Consider the following 15,190-nt stretch of genomic DNA (forward strand, 5'->3'; position numbering starts at 1 on the left):
ACGGGCCCGGGGCAGGCGCCCCGGGCCCGTACGCGCACGCGCTACGCCTGCGGCAGGCGCTCCAGCTGGGCGCCGATGCGGACGATGTCCTCCTCGGCCTTCGCCAGCCTGGTACGGATCTTGGCGACGACCGGCTCCGGCGCCTTGGCGAGGAAGCCCTCGTTCCCGAGCTTGGCCTCCGCCTGCGCCTTCTCCTTCTCGGCCGCGGCCAGATCCTTCGTCAGCCGCTTGCGCTCGGCCGCCACGTCGATCGTCCCGGACAGGTCCAGCGCGACCGTCGCCCCGGCCACGGGCAGCGACGCGGTGGCGGCGAAGGAGCCGCCCTCCGGCTGGAGGCGCAGCAGTTGCCGCATGGCGGCCTCGTGCTCCTCCAGTCCCGCGCCGGACAGCTCCACCCGGGCGGGCACCCGCTGGCCCGGCTGCAGGCCCTGGTCGGCGCGGAAGCGGCGGACCTCGGTGACGACCTCCTGGAGCTTCACGATCTCCGCCTCGGCCGCCGCGTCCCGGAAGCCGGAGTCCGCGGGCCAGTCGGCGATCACGAGGGACTCGCGGCCCGTCAGCGTCGTCCACAGCGTCTCGGTGACGAACGGGACCACCGGGTGCAGCAGCCGCAGCGTGACGTCCAGGACCTCGCCGAGGACGCGGCGCGAGGCGTCGGCCGCGGGGCCGCCGGCCGCGAACGTGGTCTTGGACAGCTCCACGTACCAGTCGAAGACCTCGTCCCAGGCGAAGTGGAACAGCACGTCGGAGAGCTTCGCGAACTGGTAGTCGTCGTAGAGTGCGTCGACCTCGGCGACGACGGCGCCGAGCCGGGAGAGGATCCAGCGGTCCGTGGTGGACAGCTCCGCCTCGGCGGGCAGCGGGCCCTCGACCGTGGCGCCGTTCATCAGCGCGAAGCGCGTGGCGTTCCACACCTTGTTCGCGAAGTTGCGCGAGCCCTGCACCCAGTCCTCGCCGATCGGCACGTCGGTGCCCGGGTTGGCACCGCGGGCGAGGGTGAACCGGACGGCGTCGGAGCCGTACTTGTCCATCCACTCCAGGGGATCGACCGCGTTCCCGAAGGACTTCGACATCTTCTTGCCGAACTGGTCGCGCACCATGCCGTGCAGCGCGATCGTACGGAACGGGATCTCGCCGTCCATCGCGTACAGCCCGAACATCATCATCCGGGCGACCCAGAAGAAGAGGATGTCGTAGCCCGTGACCATGACGGAGTTCGGATAGAACTTCGCCAGGCTCTCGGTCTCCTCCGGCCAGCCGAGCGTGGAGAAGGGCCACAGGCCGGACGAGAACCAGGTGTCCAGCACGTCGCTGTCCTGGGTCCAGCCCTCGCCGCTCGGCGGCTCCTCGTCCGGGCCGACGCACACCAGCTCGCCGTCCGGGCCGTGCCAGACGGGGATCCGGTGGCCCCACCAGAGCTGGCGGGAGATGCACCAGTCGTTGAGGTGGTCGACCCAGCCGAAGTAGCGGGACTCCATCTCCTTGGGGTGGATGGCGACCCGGCCGTCGCGCACCGCGTCGCCCGCGGCCTTCGCCAGCGGGCCGACCTTCACCCACCACTGCAGGGACAGCCGCGGCTCGATCGTGGTCTTGCAGCGGGAGCAGTGGCCCACCGAGTGCGTGTAAGGCCGCTTCTCGGCCACGATCCGGCCGTCGGCCCGCAGCGCGGCGACGATCGCCGAGCGGGCCTCCAGCCGGTCCAGGCCCTGGAACGGGCCGTGGGCGGTGATGACCGCGTGCTCGTCCATGATCGTGAGCATCGGCAGGTCGTGCCGGCGGCCGATCTCGAAGTCGTTCGGGTCGTGCGCCGGGGTCACCTTCACGGCGCCGGTGCCGAACTCGGGGTCGACGTGCTCGTCGGCGAGGACGGGGATGCGGCGGCCGGTGAGCGGCAGCACGATCTCCGTGCCGACGAGGTGGCGGTAGCGCTCGTCGTCCGGGTGGACCGCGACGGCGGTGTCGCCGAGCATCGTCTCGGCGCGGGTGGTGGCCACGACGATGGACTGCTCGCCCTCCCCGTAGCGGATGGAGACCAGCTCGCCGTCGTCGTCCTGGTACTCCACCTCGATGTCGGAGATCGCGGTGAGGCAGCGGGGGCACCAGTTGATGATGCGCTCGGCGCGGTAGATCAGCTCGTCGTCGAAGAGCCGCTTGAAGATGGTCTGGACGGCGCGGGAGAGGCCCTCGTCCATGGTGAAGCGGTCGCGGCTCCAGTCCACGCCGTCGCCGAGGCGGCGCATCTGGCCGGCGATCTGCCCGCCGGACTCCGCCTTCCACTTCCACACTCGCTCGACGAACGCCTCGCGGCCCAGATCGTGCCGCGACAGGCCCTCCTTCGCCAGCTCGCGCTCCACCACGTTCTGCGTGGCGATGCCGGCGTGGTCCATGCCTGGCTGCCACAGCGTCTCGTACCCCTGCATCCGCTTGCGGCGGGTGAGGGCGTCGATCAGCGTGTGCTCGAAGGCGTGGCCGAGATGCAGGCTCCCCGTGACGTTCGGCGGGGGGATGACGATCGCGTACGAAGGCTTGTCGCTCTTGGCGTCCGCCGCGAAGTAACCGCGCTCTACCCAGCCCTCGTACAGCGAGGTCTCGACCTCGCCGGGCGTGTACTGCGTGGGGAGTTCTGCTGCGCTGCTCTGCGGGTTCTTTGCGTCGGTCACGACGGTCAGTGTAGAGCCGCGTCACGCCCCGCTGCGAACCACTTGTGGACGGGCTGCGTCCTTGTGGACGACCGCGCCTCCGCCGATCGAGACCCGAGGCAGCGCAACGCGGCGCGATCCGACAGTATGGGCGGAGCAGCATTAACTCACGGAGGGGACCGTAATGAGTCACAACCAGCCGCCGCCACCCGGACCGTACGGGGGTGGAGGGCAGCAGCCAGGCCCGTACGGGCAGCCCGGTCCCTACGGCCAGCCCCAGCAACCGCAGCAGCCCGCGCAGTCGCCGTACGCCCAGCCCGGCCAGGGCGGTCAGCCGGGCCAGCCCGGTTACGGCTACCCGCAGCAGGGCGGCGACCAGGGCTACGGGCAGCAGCAGCAACAGCCTGGCGGGTACGGGCAGCCCGGGGGTTACGGCCAGCAGCAGTACGGCCAGCAGCAGGCGGGTCCGTACGGTCAGCAGCAGCCCGGGTACGGCCAGGCCCCGCCGTCCCCGCCGCCCGGCGGCGGCAAGAACAAGACGCTCTTCGTCGTCGTCGGCGCGGTGGTCGCGGTCGCGCTGATAGCCGTGGCCGCGTTCTTCCTCATCGGTGGCGACGACGATGACGGCAAGAAGGACGAGTCGAAGAACTCGCAGAACGACGGCGACAAGACGGACGACGGGTCCGACAGCGGGGACGACCCGCCCGCCGACGACGGCAAGAAGTACAAGCTGACGACGCCCGAGACGGTCGCCTCCGAGTACCAGAAGGACGACTCCGCCCCCGGCGGCGGGCTCAACTCCAGCGACATCGACCAGTTGGAGACCATCGGCGTCTCCAACCCGAAGGACGTCGGCGCCGGCTACACGGCGGGCACCGAGGCAACGGCCAAGATCCTCCAGTTCCAGGGCGTCTACGGCGACATCTCCAACCCGGACATGGTCCTCGACGCGTTCTTCACGTACATGGCCAAGGAGGCCGCCGCCGACCCGTCCGCGGGCGGGGGCGACACGGCCGAGCTGGTCGGCAGCCCGGAGGAGGTCAACCCCGACGGGCTGGAGGAGGGCGCTTCGATGAAGTGCCAGTACGTGAAGTTCTCCAGCGACGACTCCGGCGCACCGGTCGACAGCTTCAACTTCCCGACCTGTGCCTGGGCCGACAGCAGCACCATCGGCTACATCGCGATGACCGACCCGACGCTGATCATCACCGGCGGCGAGACGAGCATCGACGAGGCCGCGACCACCACCGCGGAGGTCCGCAACGACGTCCGCGTGCCGCTCGGCTGAGCCGCGGGACACACACGCGAAGGGGCCGCCCGGTGGGCGGCCCCTTTCCGTGTCGGGTGCTGCATCCGGCGCGTACGGGACCCGTACCGGCCGGAGACGGCGTGCGGCTCAGGCACTCTCCTGGTGGCGCTGCTCCGGCTCGGCGGCGCGGGAGCGGGGCACCAGCGTCGGGTTGACGTTGGAGTGGACCGCCTCCTCCGTGATGACCACGCGGGCGACGTCCTTGCGCGACGGCACCTCGTACATCACGGACTGCAGCACCTCCTCCATGATGGCGCGGAGCCCGCGGGCGCCGGTGCCGCGGAGGATGGCCTGGTCGGCGATGGCCTCCAGCGCCGGACGGTCGAAGTCCAGCTCGACGCCGTCGAGTTCGAAGAGGCGCTGGTACTGCTTGACGAGCGCGTTCCGCGGCTCGACGAGGATCTTCAGCAGGGCGGCCCGGTCCAGGTTGTGCACGCTGGTGATGACCGGCAGCCGCCCGATGAACTCGGGGATCATGCCGTACTTCACCAGATCCTCGGGCATGACCTCCTGGAACGGGTCCTCGTTCGCCAGCTCGCGCTTGGAGCGGATGGTGGCCCCGAAGCCGATGCCCTTGGCGCCCGCCCGGGACTCGATGAGCTTCTCCAGACCGGCGAAGGCGCCGCCGACGATGAACAGCACGTTCGTCGTGTCGATCTGGATGAACTCCTGGTGCGGGTGCTTCCTGCCGCCCTGCGGCGGCACGGAGGCCGTCGTGCCCTCCAGGATCTTCAGCAGCGCCTGCTGCACGCCTTCGCCGGAGACGTCACGGGTGATCGACGGGTTCTCACTCTTCCGTGCGACCTTGTCGATCTCGTCGATGTAGATGATGCCGGTCTCGGCCTTCTTGACGTCGTAGTCGGCGGCCTGGATGAGCTTCAGCAGGATGTTCTCGACGTCCTCGCCGACATACCCCGCCTCGGTGAGGGCGGTGGCGTCGGCGATGGCGAAGGGGACGTTGAGCATCCGGGCCAGGGTCTGCGCCAGCAGCGTCTTGCCGGAACCGGTGGGGCCGAGCAGCAGGATGTTGGACTTCGACAGCTCGATGCCGTCCTCGCGGTTCTGCGCCGCGGCGCCGTTCTCGCCGGCCTGGACCCGCTTGTAGTGGTTGTAGACCGCTACGGAGAGCGCCTTTTTGGCGGCCTCCTGGCCGACGACGTAGCCCTCCAGGAACTCGTAGATCTCGCGGGGCTTGGGCAGTTCCTCCCAGCGCACCTCGGAGCTCTCCGCCAGCTCCTCTTCGATGATCTCGTTACAGAGGTCGATGCACTCGTCGCAGATGTAGACACCGGGTCCTGCGATGAGCTTCTTGACCTGCTTCTGGCTCTTTCCGCAGAACGAGCATTTGAGCAGATCGCCGCCGTCACCGATGCGTGCCACGAGGTGCTTCCCCTTCGCCTGGGATCCGCTCTTGGGGGGCGGAACCTGGTTGCGTATCGACGGTACCTTGCCCGGAGCCCCGAGCGGTCCCCTTGGGCCCAACTCACTGGTTCGCTTCCCAGGGGACCGCTCCACGGGCGGCCCTGTCCAGAGGCAGAGGACAAGGGCCCGGACGTCAGGTCCGGCGCCGCGGATACGGAGCCGGGAGCCGGCCGCGAGCCTCAGCCGCCGATGCCGGCGGACAGCTTGCGGGTGGAGACGATCTGGTCGATCAGCCCGTACTCGAGGGACTCCTCGGCGGTGAGGATCTTGTCCCGCTCGATGTCGTCACGGACCTTCTCGATCGGCGTCGTCGAGTGCTTGGCCAGCATCTCTTCGAGCTGGTTACGCATCCGGAAGATCTCCTTCGCGGCGATCTCCAGGTCGGAGACCTGGCCGCGGCCGGTCTCGGTGTACGGCTGGTGGATGAGGATGCGCGCGTTCGGCAGGGCCATGCGCTTGCCCTCGGTGCCGGCGGCCAGCAGCACGGCGGCGGCCGAGGCGGCCTGGCCCATGCAGACGGTCTGGATGTCCGGCTTGACGAACTGCATGGTGTCGTAAATGGCGGTGAGCGCCGTGAAGGAGCCGCCGGGGCTGTTGATGTAGACCGAGATGTCCCGGTCGGGGTCCATCGACTCAAGGCACAGGAGCTGGGCCATCACGTCGTTCGCCGAGGCGTCGTCGATCTGCACGCCGAGGAAGATGACGCGCTCCTCGAAGAGCTTCGCGTACGGGTCGTACTCGCGGATGCCCTGCGAGGTGCGCTCGACGAAGCGCGGGATGACGTAGCGGGACTCGGCGCCCATTGAACGACGGGCGTCGGCGGCCTCGTCGGCCACGCGGTCGTAGAGACCGCGTCCGGGGAAGTTCTGCATCGTGGTGTTCCGTCCTGGTGGCAGTGCGGCTGTGAAGGGCTGCGCGGGCTGTTGCGGGTCGCCGGCCGGGCGCCGGACCTCAGGCGCCGGTACCGCCGCCGCCGGGGATGCCCGAGGCCGACGGCATGACTTCGTCGATCAGGCCGTACTCCTTGGCCTCCTCCGCGGAGAACCAGCGGTCGCGGTCGGAGTCGTGGGTGACCTGCTCGACGGTCTGGCCGGTGTGCAGCGAGGTGAGCTCCGCCATCTTCTTCTTGGTGCGGATGAGCTGCTCGGCGTGGATCTTGATGTCCGTCGCGGAGCCGGCCAGGCCGGCGGACGGCTGGTGGATCAGGATCTCGGCGTTCGGCAGCGCGAAGCGCTTGCCGGGGGTGCCGGCGCTGAGCAGAAACTGGCCCATGGAGGCGGCGAGGCCGAGGGCGATGGTGACGATGTCGTTCTTGATGAACTGCATCGTGTCGTAGATCGCCATGCCTGCGGTCACGGAGCCGCCCGGGCTGTTGATGTAGAGGTTGATGTCCTTGTCCGGGTCGGCGGCGAGGAGGAGGAGCTGCGCCGTGATCTTGTTGGCGATGTCGTCGTCGACCGGCTGGCCGAGGAAGATGATGCGCTCGTTGAGCAGCCGGTTGTAGACCTGGTCGCCAAGGCCGCCGAAGGACGGCTCGCCCGGGCCGGAAAGCATCGGGTTCGTCACGTGTCCACCTGCTCATTCTGTGACGGCCGCCTGAGGCCGTCTGACTGTACGTTCCTGAGTTGCCTGACTTGCTTATGGACCCTAACGCGCAGGTAGGCGGCGGCCATCCCGGTTCCGGAACTGTTCGCTGTGAGCGCAGGCCCCTGCGGAGTGCCCTGCGGGCGGCGCGGCGGGCCGGCGGGTGGCGGGGCAAGCCGGACCCGCCACACTACCCGGCGCCGGGCGCCCTGCGGGCCGGCGCGGCGGAGAGGAGCGGGATTCCGGCGGGCGGCCGGGGCTCTGCGCTGCCACAGCGCGGCGGAGCGCGCGGGCGGGCGCACTGCGGACGGCGCTGCGCGGCGGCCGACCAGGGCCCGGTGACTCCGCCCGGCTACCGGGTACGGGAGCGTACGCCCCGCTCCTCGCGGCGCCGCGCCCGCGTAGCCGGGGGCAAGCGCCCTGCCGCCCGCGTAGCCGGGGGCAGGCGCCCGGCGGGTAGCCGTGTGCCGGAGGCGGTGGGGTGCGCGTGCGGTTCTGCCGGGTAGAGCCGCATCCCCGGTGCCGGGCCGCCCTGGCCGGCGGCCGGTGTGCGCCGGGGGTGACGAGGGCCGGGGCCGTGCGCCGCCACCACGCGCGGAGCGCGTGGGTGTACCGCTGCGGAGTGCGGGTGGTGCCGGGGTGGCGCCGTCCGCGGAGGGGGCGTGCTGCGGGCCCCGGCGCCGGTGCGCGGGGCCCGCGTGGTGTGGGGGGGCGGGTCAGGCTTCTGCCTTCTCCGGCTTCTCCTCGCTCGCCTCGGCGTCCGCCGCGTCCGCCGTCGTCCCGGTCTCCTCCGACGCGGCCTCGACCGTCTCCGCGGTCTCGTCCTCGTCCGAGAGGTCCACCGGCTCGCCGTTCGTGTCCTTGATCGTCGCGGCTTCCACCACGACCGCCAGGGCCTTGCCGCGGGCGACCTCGCCGACCAGGACCGGGACCTGGCCGCCCTCGACGACGGCCTGGGCGAACTGGTCCGGGCTCATGCCCGAGGACTGGGCGCGGCGCATCAGGTGCTCGGTCAGCTCTTCCTGGCCGACGTTCACCTGCTCCTTGCCCACCAGCTCGTCGAGGACGAACTGGGTGCGGATGCCGCGCTCCGCCTGCTCCTTCAGCTCGGTCTCGAACTCCTCGGCGGTCTTCTCCTGGAGCTTCAGGTAGCCCTCCAGGTTCATGCCCATCTGCGCGAGCTGGTGGTTCTCCAGGTTGTGCCGGCGGGTGGAGATCTCCTCCTCCAGCAGCTTCTCCGGCACCGGGATCTCCACCAGGCCGAGCAGTTCGTCCAGCACCTTCTCCTGGGCCTGCTGCGCCTGGTCGTAGCGCTTCATCTGCTCCAGCCGCTTGCGGCTGTCCGCCCGCATCTCCTCCAGCGTGTCGAACTCGCTGGCCATCTGGGCGAATTCGTCGTCCAGCTCCGGCAGCTCGCGCTCGGCGACCTGCGTGACCTCGACCTTGACCTGGGCCTCCTGGCCCGCCGCGGAGCCGCCCTTCAGCTCGGAGGCGAAGGTCGCGGAGCCGCCGGCCTCCAGGCCCGTGACGGCCTCGTCGATGCCGTCGAGCAGCTCACCGGAGCCGATGGTGTACGTCACGCCGCTGGCGACGCCGTCGTCCAGCACCTTGCCGTCGACGCTCGCCTCCAGGTCGATGGTGACGACGTCGCCCTCCGCCGCGGCCCGCTCCACCGGCGTGGTGGAGGCGAAGCGCTCGCGGAGCTGCTCGACCGACTTGTCGACGTCCTCGTCGGGCACCTCGATGGCGTCGACCTCGACACTGATGCCGGAGTAGTCGGGGATCTCGAACTCGGGGCGGATGTCGACCTCGGCGGTGAAGGTCAGCGTCTCGTTGTCCTTCAGCTCGGTGATGTCGACCTCGGGCCGGCCCAGCGGCTTGAGGTCGCCCTCGTTGACGGCGTCCTCGTAGAGCTTCGGCAGCGCGTCGTTGACAGCCTCCTCCAGGACGGCGCCGCGACCGAACCGCTGGTCGATGATGCGGGCCGGGATCTTGCCCTTGCGGAAGCCCGGCACCGTGACCTGCTGGTTGATCTTCTTGTACGCCGCGTCGAGGCTGGGCTTGAGCTCCTCGAAGGGCACCTCGACAGTGAGCCGAACCCGGGTCGGGTTCAGGGTCTCCACGGCGCTCTTCACGGTCGGTCTCCTTGGGATGGCGTCTGGGAAGTGCTGTACTTCTTCTGGACTTCTTGCGGCTGCGTCCGGCTTCCGGCAGAAGCGTGGAGCGGCCCGGTCCAGGCACGCAGGAACGCAGCTTGCATAGTACCGGTGCCGGGTCCGCTCCCCATAAAGGGACCTTCGTCACGAAGGTCCCCGCGCGGTCGGGGTGGCCGGATTCGAACCGACGACCTTCCGCTCCCAAAGCGGACGCGCTACCAAGCTGCGCCACACCCCGCATGTGCGAGCAGTAGGGTACATGCCCGCACAGCCGCGGCGGGGCGGATTACGTCCCTGGTGACGCCGCACGCGACCCGCGCCCGGCCGGGGTTCTGACCCGTACGCGACAGGCGACGCCGCGCGCGGGTACGCGCCCTGCCGCCCGAAGGCAACCCGGAAGGCATAGCGGCGTGCGGGACCGGGGGCGCAGCGGCTACGATGCTGGGCGTGCCACCCGCCGCGGGTGGCGCCTGCGGGTGTAGCTCAATGGTAGAGCTCCAGCCTTCCAAGCTGGCTACGCGGGTTCGATTCCCGTCACCCGCTCCGCGAGAGGTCCGGGGCCCTGTCCGCGCCGCGTCCCGGGGACGTGCGCGGGCCGGGCCCCGGCCGTTGTCGTGTGCGCGGCGGCCGGGTCGCCCCGGGCGGCACCGTCAGGTGCCGATGTCGCTGATGCTCTGGCTTATTTCGTCGAGGGCGTCCTGAATGTCCGGTGCGGCGCTGGTGGACGCCAGGAAGAAGCCGAAGAGCACCGCAACGATCGCCGGGCCCACCTTGATCGAGCCGCCGCGGATCAGCACGACCAGGATGATCCCCATCAGCAGCACCAATGACAGTGAGATAGCCACGCCCTGATCACCCCTAGGTTCTCGTTCACCCGCCCAGGGCACCCGCCGCCCGCACACCCCGGTGGATCCATCGTGCCACCAAGAGGTGCACGGGGGTGCGCGGGATGCCCAACTGGCTGATATCTCGCGCCCCTTACACCGATCTGCGCCCACGGCGCACGCGGAGCGCCGTACGCGGGACGCCGCACGACCTCCGCGCCGGTGGCGCGCCCATGCGGTCCATCCCCGGCGGCGACCATGCGGAAACCGGAGCGGCGAATCCGAATTCCGCGTTCCAGGCGCACGGATATGCGTAATAAGCGGTACGCGGACGGGCGTTCCACCCGCTGGGAATTCTCCATTCGAACGGTCCGCGGGCATCCGGGACCGGCCGAAAACCGATCACAGGACACGTCGAAGTTTCGTCCCTCTATGTCCGGTTCATTCAGGACAAAACTGGCATACAGTGATGCTCGCTGACCCCGTCGCCTGTCTCCATGTCTATGAAATTCCCGACGCTGACTTCGAATTTACGGGCCCGACTCCCGGACGCTAGGGTGCCGACGATGTTCCGATCCCCCCTCGACCCCAACCCGCCGGTGCGGTTCCGGGTTCCGCCGCCGGACTCGTACCTGGAGGCTTCGTGACCCACCTGCCGCAGACCGCGGCTCGTCCGGCCGGCGACTCCGGCAAGCCGAAGACCCGCGATCCCTTCTTCGACAACGCAAAGTACCTGGCCATCGTGCTGGTGGCGCTCGGCCACGCGTGGGAGCCGCTGCGCGACGACAGCCGCGCCGCGTCCGCGCTCTACATGCTCGTCTACTCGTTCCACATGCCGGCGTTCATCGTCATCTCCGGCTATATGTCACGCTCGTTCGACCTCGGCCGTCCGGGGCGCGTGCAGCGCCTGGTCACCGGCGTCCTCGTGCCGTACGTGATCTTCGAGACCGCGTACACGTTCTTCAACCGCTGGGCGGGCGACGTCCCCGGCTACCGCATCAGCATCCTCGATCCGTGGTACCTGACGTGGTTCCTCATCGCCCTGTTCGTCTGGCGGATGACGACGCCGCTGTGGAAGGCGGTGCGCTGGCCGGTGCCGCTGGCGCTGGTCATCGCCACCGCGGCGTCCATGAGCGACACCGTCGGCAACGACCTCGACCTGCAGCGCGTGCTGCAGTTCATGCCCTTCTTCGTGCTCGGTCTGATGCTCAAGCCCGAGCACTTCGACCTCGTGCGCAGGCGCGAGGTGCGGCTGCTGTCCGTGCCCGTGGGCCTGATGGCCGCGGTCGTCGCCTACTGGGCGGTGCCGCGGATGAACGCCGGCTGGTTCTACCACCGCGACTCCGCACAGGAGTTGGGCGCGCCCATCTGGGCCGGTCCGGTGATGACGTTCGCGATGTTCGGCTGTGCGCTGGTGCTCACAGTGTGCTTCCTGGCCTGGGTGCCGCGGCGCACGAGGTGGTTCACCGTGCTGGGCGCCGGCACGCTGTACGGCTACCTGCTGCACGGGTTCCTCGCCAAGGGATCGCGCTTCTGGGGCTGGTACGACAACGACTTCGCGCACACCCCGCTGGGCGCCATCGCGGTGACGGCGATCGCGGCCGCGATCGTCACGGTGCTCTGTACCCCGCCGGTGCGGCGGATGTTCCGGTGGGCGATGGAGCCGGGTATGGACTGGCTGTTCAGGTCCGACGACGGCGGCGGCCGCGGCGGTTCGCCGGCCGCCAAGCCGGCGGCGGCGGAGCAGACCCCCGAGCGGGAGCGGGCGAGCGCCTCCCGCTGAGTCCCGTACGGCACGCGGCCCGGGCCGCCCTCCTCGCGGAAGGGCGCCCCGGGCCGCTCGCGTCCCCGCGCCCCCGCCCGTACGGGCCGCGCCCCCGCCCGTACGGCGGCGGCCCCTCAGCCCGCCGGCTCCGCCCGCCGCAGCGCCGCGCGGGCCGGCAGCACGGTGCCCAGCAGCCCCAGCCCCACCGCGCCCGCCGTGAACGCGGCGACCGTCAGCGGCGGCAGGTACGGATCCCCGCCGGTGATCCCGCGGACCATCGGCACCAGCGTCGCCGCCGCGATCGCCCCGCCCAGCACCAGGCCCGCCACCCCGACGAGCAGCCCCTCCCAGCGGATCATGCCCAGTACCTGGCGCCGGGTGGAGCCGATCAGCCGCAGCATGCCCAGCTCGCGGCGGCGGTCCAGCACCGTCATGACGAGGGTGTTGAGCGCGGCGACGGCGGCGAAGCCGCCGAGGACGCCGGCCATGGTGAAGTTCGCCCAGCGGTTGAGGCTGCGGTCGACGTCCTGCTGCTGCGCGTAGCCGGCCGCGTCGGTCACCGCGGTGCCGGCGCCGCCCAGGGCGCCGAGGCCGGCGGCGCTGCCGCCGCTGACCAGCAGGTCCGTGTCGTACCCGGCGGTGACGTGCCCGGCCAGCGCCGCGCGGTCGAGCGTCACCTGGGCGAGCCCGAGGCCCCGCCCGTACGTGGCCACCACCTCGGCCTTCTCCGGCGTGCCGTCCGGCAGCCGCAGTTCGACGCGCTCGCCGACGCCCGCGCCCGCGGAGCGGGCCAGGTTCTCGTCGAGCGCCACCGTGCCGGGCTCCGGCAGCCTGTCCAGGGAGCCTTGGCGGACGTCGAGGTCCTGGACGCGGGTGAGCCCGTCGCCGGAGACACCCTGGGCGGTCGCGCCCTGGAGCCACCGGTCGCCCCCGCCGCCGACCGGCACCAGCACCTCCGAGCGCAGCACGCCCACCGCCGCCTCCACCCCGGGCTGCCGCGCCGCGCGCTCGGCGGCGTCGGCGGGCAGGCCGCCGGGGTGGGTGACGACGTGGTCGGCGGTGACGCCGGCGCGCTGCTGGGCCGCGGTGGCGTGGTCCTCGCTGGTGTGCATGAAGACCAGCACCGAGGCGAACGCCGTCGCCAGCACGATCGGCGTGATCGCGGAGGCCAGCCTGCGGGCGTTCGTACGGGAGTTGGCGGCGGCCAGCTCCGCGCTGGCGTCGCCCGCGCGCAGCGGCAGGCCGAACAGCCCGGCGGCCAGCCGCGCGATCAGCGGCCCCAGGAGGGCGACGGCGAGCATGAAGAGCATCACGACGCCGAGCGCCGCTTCGGCCGCGTCGTCCCCGGCGGAGCGGGCGGCGACGCCGCTGAGGAGGATGCCGCCGGTGACGGCGCCGAGCCCGAGGACCGTACGGACGATCCCGGGGCGCAACCGCTCCACGGACGCCTCGGTGAGCGCCTGGCCGGGCTTGGTCCGCGCGGGCCTGCGGGCGGCCGCCCAGCCGGCGACCAGCGCGCTGAGCAGCGCGGTGCCGACGGCGACGGCGAGCGGGATCGGGGAGACGTGCAGGTCGACGGCGGCCGGCACGGCGTCGCGGTCCTTGAGCTGGCCGAACCACCAGGAGGCGAGCCCGATGCCGGGCAGCAGCCCGGCGAGCCCGGCGGCCGGCGCGACGAGCAGCGCCTCGGCGGCCACGGAGCGGCGGATCTGCCGCGGGGTGGCGCCGATGGCCCGGAGCAGGGCGAACTCGCGCTTGCGCTGCGCCACGGAGAGGGCGACGGTGCCCGCGGCGGTGAAGACGGCGACGGTGGCGGCGATGCCGCCGAACGAGCCGCCGAGCCCGGTCAGCAGCTCCTCGGCCGCCGCGACCCCGGTGTCCTCGACGCCCCCGCGCCCGTCCCCGGTGTGCACCTCGGCCCGGTCGCCCACGGCGCCGCGCACGGCGTCGGCGAGCTGCCCGGCGCCGGCCCCGTCCGCCGCCAGCACGGCGACGGCGTCGAACCGCCCCGGGTGCCCGGCGGCCCGGGCGGCGGCGGCGTCGGCGAGGTACGCGGCACCGGAGGTCCGCGCCGCCGCGGCCGCCGCGATGCCGGAGACGCGGAACTCCTGCTGTCCCGACGGGAGGACGAGCGCGATCGTGTCCCCCACGTCCGCGCCCGCCGCACGGGCCGTCGCCCGGTCCAGGACCACCTCGTCCGCGCCCGGGGCCGAGCCCTCCGCGAGCGAGGTGCCGGTGAAGGCGTGGGAGCCCCAGCCCTGCGCGGTGAGCGCGGCGCCGCCCGGCGCGCCCTCCCCGGCCGCCAGGCGGGCCGGGAACGTGACGTCCGGGACCGCCGCGGCGACGCCCCGCGCGGACGCGACGCGCTCCGCCAGCCCCGCCCCCACCCGGGCCCGGTCCGGCACCTGCTCCGAGGCGTCGTACGCGCCGTCGCCGCTGCCCACCGTCATGTGCGCCCGCTGGTCCGCGGCGACCACCACGGGCACGTGCGCGTACCGCTCCGGCGGCGCCGAGGCCCGTACGCCCGTCTCCAGCAGGATCCCGCACGCCGACACGATCAGCGCCGCCATCATCAGCGCGACGAACGTCCCGGCGAAGCCCGCGGGCCGGAACCGGAGCGCGGCCCGCGCAAGACCGTTCGTACGCGCCCGCGCCCCTGCCGGACCGTCGCTCACGCCGCCCGCTCCGCCCCGCGCGCCGTGTCCCGCGGGTCCAGCGCCGTCATCCGGGCCGCGACCTGCTCCGCCGTCGGCCGCTGGAGGCTGCCCGCCAGGGCACCGTCGGCGAGGAAGAGCGCCACGTCCGCGTACGACGCCGCCACCGGGTCGTGCGTGACCATGACCACCGTCGCGCCCAGGGAGTCCACCGCGTGCCGCAGCAGCGCCAGGACCTCCGCCGCCGTGCGGGTGTCCAGCGCCCCCGTCGGCTCGTCCGCGAAGATCACGTCCGGCCTGGTGACCAGCGCCCGGGCGATCGCCACCCGCTGCTGCTGGCCGCCGGACAGCTCCGCGGGCCGCCGCCTGCCGTGCGCCGCGAGGCCGACCTGCGCCAGCACCTCCGCCGCCCGCGCGTGGTCGGCGCGGAACCCGGCGAGCCGCATGGGCAGCAGGACGTTCTGCGAGACGGTCAGCGACGGCAGCAGGTTGAACGCCTGGAAGACGAACCCCAGGCGGCTGCGGCGCAGTTCGGTGAGCTTGTTCTCGCCGAGCCGCGTCAGCTCCGTACCGCCGAGGAGCACCGAGCCCGCGGTGGGCCGGTCGAGGCCCGCGGCGCACTGCAGGAGCGTGGACTTGCCGGACCCCGAGGGGCCCATGACGGCGGTGTACGTGCCCCGGGGGAGGGCGAGGTCGATGCCGCGCAGCGCGTGGACGACGCCGGCGCCGCGGCCGTAGCGCCGCTGTACGCCGCGCAGTTCGACGGCGTGGCCCGGGGCGGGTGCCCCGTGGTCCTGCCGCTCTCCCCTGGTCCGCAGCCGCATGTCGTCCGCCCTT

General features: G+C 72.0%; 10 protein-coding genes and 2 tRNA genes. 3 read left to right on the plus strand and 9 right to left on the minus strand.

The window, feature by feature from the left end:
* Positions 1-41: 41 nt before the first annotated feature.
* Positions 42-2,660: a valine--tRNA ligase gene (locus tag FB457_RS12985; RefSeq protein WP_145781924.1), complete on the minus strand. Its 2,619-nt coding sequence runs from the start codon at positions 2,658-2,660 to the stop codon at positions 42-44.
* 163 nt (positions 2,661-2,823) lie between these two features.
* Between FB457_RS12985 and FB457_RS12990 the strand changes: the two genes are divergently transcribed.
* The gene (locus FB457_RS12990) at positions 2,824-3,927 is read left to right on the plus strand and encodes a hypothetical protein (RefSeq protein ID WP_047015790.1); all 1,104 of its coding nucleotides are present in this window, start codon (positions 2,824-2,826) and stop codon (positions 3,925-3,927) included.
* Between the two features lie 108 nt (positions 3,928-4,035).
* On the opposite strand, the gene clpX is transcribed toward FB457_RS12990, so the two are convergent.
* The 5 genes from clpX to FB457_RS13015 all read right to left on the minus strand — a co-directional run bounded on the left by clpX (position 4,036) and on the right by FB457_RS13015 (position 9,348).
* Positions 4,036-5,328, minus strand: a complete 1,293-nt coding sequence (gene clpX, locus FB457_RS12995; protein WP_047015791.1) for an ATP-dependent Clp protease ATP-binding subunit ClpX — start codon at positions 5,326-5,328, stop codon at positions 4,036-4,038.
* Positions 5,329-5,549: 221 nt separating this feature from the next.
* The gene (locus FB457_RS13000; RefSeq protein ID WP_047015792.1) at positions 5,550-6,242 is read right to left on the minus strand and encodes an ATP-dependent Clp protease proteolytic subunit; all 693 of its coding nucleotides are present in this window, start codon (positions 6,240-6,242) and stop codon (positions 5,550-5,552) included.
* 79 nt (positions 6,243-6,321) lie between these two features.
* Positions 6,322-6,924 carry an ATP-dependent Clp protease proteolytic subunit gene (locus tag FB457_RS13005; protein WP_107086199.1) on the minus strand — a complete coding sequence of 201 codons (603 nt, stop codon included), beginning with the start codon at positions 6,922-6,924 and terminating at the stop codon, positions 6,322-6,324.
* Between the two features lie 746 nt (positions 6,925-7,670).
* On the minus strand, positions 7,671-9,089 hold the full coding sequence (gene tig, locus FB457_RS13010; RefSeq protein WP_047015794.1) for a trigger factor: 1,419 nt from the start codon (positions 9,087-9,089) through the stop codon (positions 7,671-7,673).
* A gap of 185 nt (positions 9,090-9,274) precedes the next feature.
* Positions 9,275-9,348: transfer RNA gene (locus FB457_RS13015), tRNA-Pro, on the minus strand.
* Positions 9,349-9,582: 234 nt separating this feature from the next.
* Here FB457_RS13015 and FB457_RS13020 point away from each other — a divergent pair.
* A tRNA-Gly gene (locus tag FB457_RS13020) sits at positions 9,583-9,653 on the plus strand.
* 107 nt (positions 9,654-9,760) lie between these two features.
* Here FB457_RS13020 and FB457_RS13025 read toward each other — a convergent pair.
* Complete coding sequence (locus FB457_RS13025) at positions 9,761-9,955, minus strand: hypothetical protein (RefSeq protein WP_018834270.1); 195 nt, start codon at positions 9,953-9,955, stop codon at positions 9,761-9,763.
* A 622-nt stretch (positions 9,956-10,577) separates the two neighbouring features.
* Here FB457_RS13025 and FB457_RS13030 point away from each other — a divergent pair.
* Positions 10,578-11,717 carry an acyltransferase family protein gene (locus FB457_RS13030; RefSeq protein ID WP_047015795.1) on the plus strand — a complete coding sequence of 380 codons (1,140 nt, stop codon included), beginning with the start codon at positions 10,578-10,580 and terminating at the stop codon, positions 11,715-11,717.
* Between the two features lie 116 nt (positions 11,718-11,833).
* Here FB457_RS13030 and FB457_RS13035 read toward each other — a convergent pair whose 3' ends face one another.
* Both FB457_RS13035 and FB457_RS13040 read right to left on the minus strand, forming a co-directional pair.
* Positions 11,834-14,374: an FtsX-like permease family protein gene (locus tag FB457_RS13035; RefSeq protein ID WP_145781926.1), complete on the minus strand. Its 2,541-nt coding sequence runs from the start codon at positions 14,372-14,374 to the stop codon at positions 11,834-11,836.
* The gene (locus tag FB457_RS13040; protein WP_047015797.1) at positions 14,371-15,177 is read right to left on the minus strand and encodes an ABC transporter ATP-binding protein; all 807 of its coding nucleotides are present in this window, start codon (positions 15,175-15,177) and stop codon (positions 14,371-14,373) included. Before FB457_RS13040 ends, FB457_RS13035 begins: the two co-directional genes overlap by 4 nt.
* Positions 15,178-15,190: the final 13 nt, after the last annotated feature.

This window comes from Streptomyces sp. CNZ287 (assembly GCF_007827615.1).

Excerpts from the sequence above, each read along its gene's own strand:
- FB457_RS13005 (WP_107086199.1), bottom strand. The coding sequence starts at position 6,924 with ATGCTTTCCGGCCCGGGCGAGCCGTCCTTCGGCGGCCTTGGCGACCAG.
- FB457_RS13040 (WP_047015797.1), bottom strand. The coding sequence starts at position 15,177 with ATGCGGCTGCGGACCAGGGGAGAGCGGCAGGACCACGGGGCACCCGCC.
- FB457_RS12990 (WP_047015790.1), top strand. The coding sequence starts at position 2,824 with ATGAGTCACAACCAGCCGCCGCCACCCGGACCGTACGGGGGTGGAGGG.
- FB457_RS13000 (WP_047015792.1), bottom strand. The coding sequence starts at position 6,242 with ATGCAGAACTTCCCCGGACGCGGTCTCTACGACCGCGTGGCCGACGAG.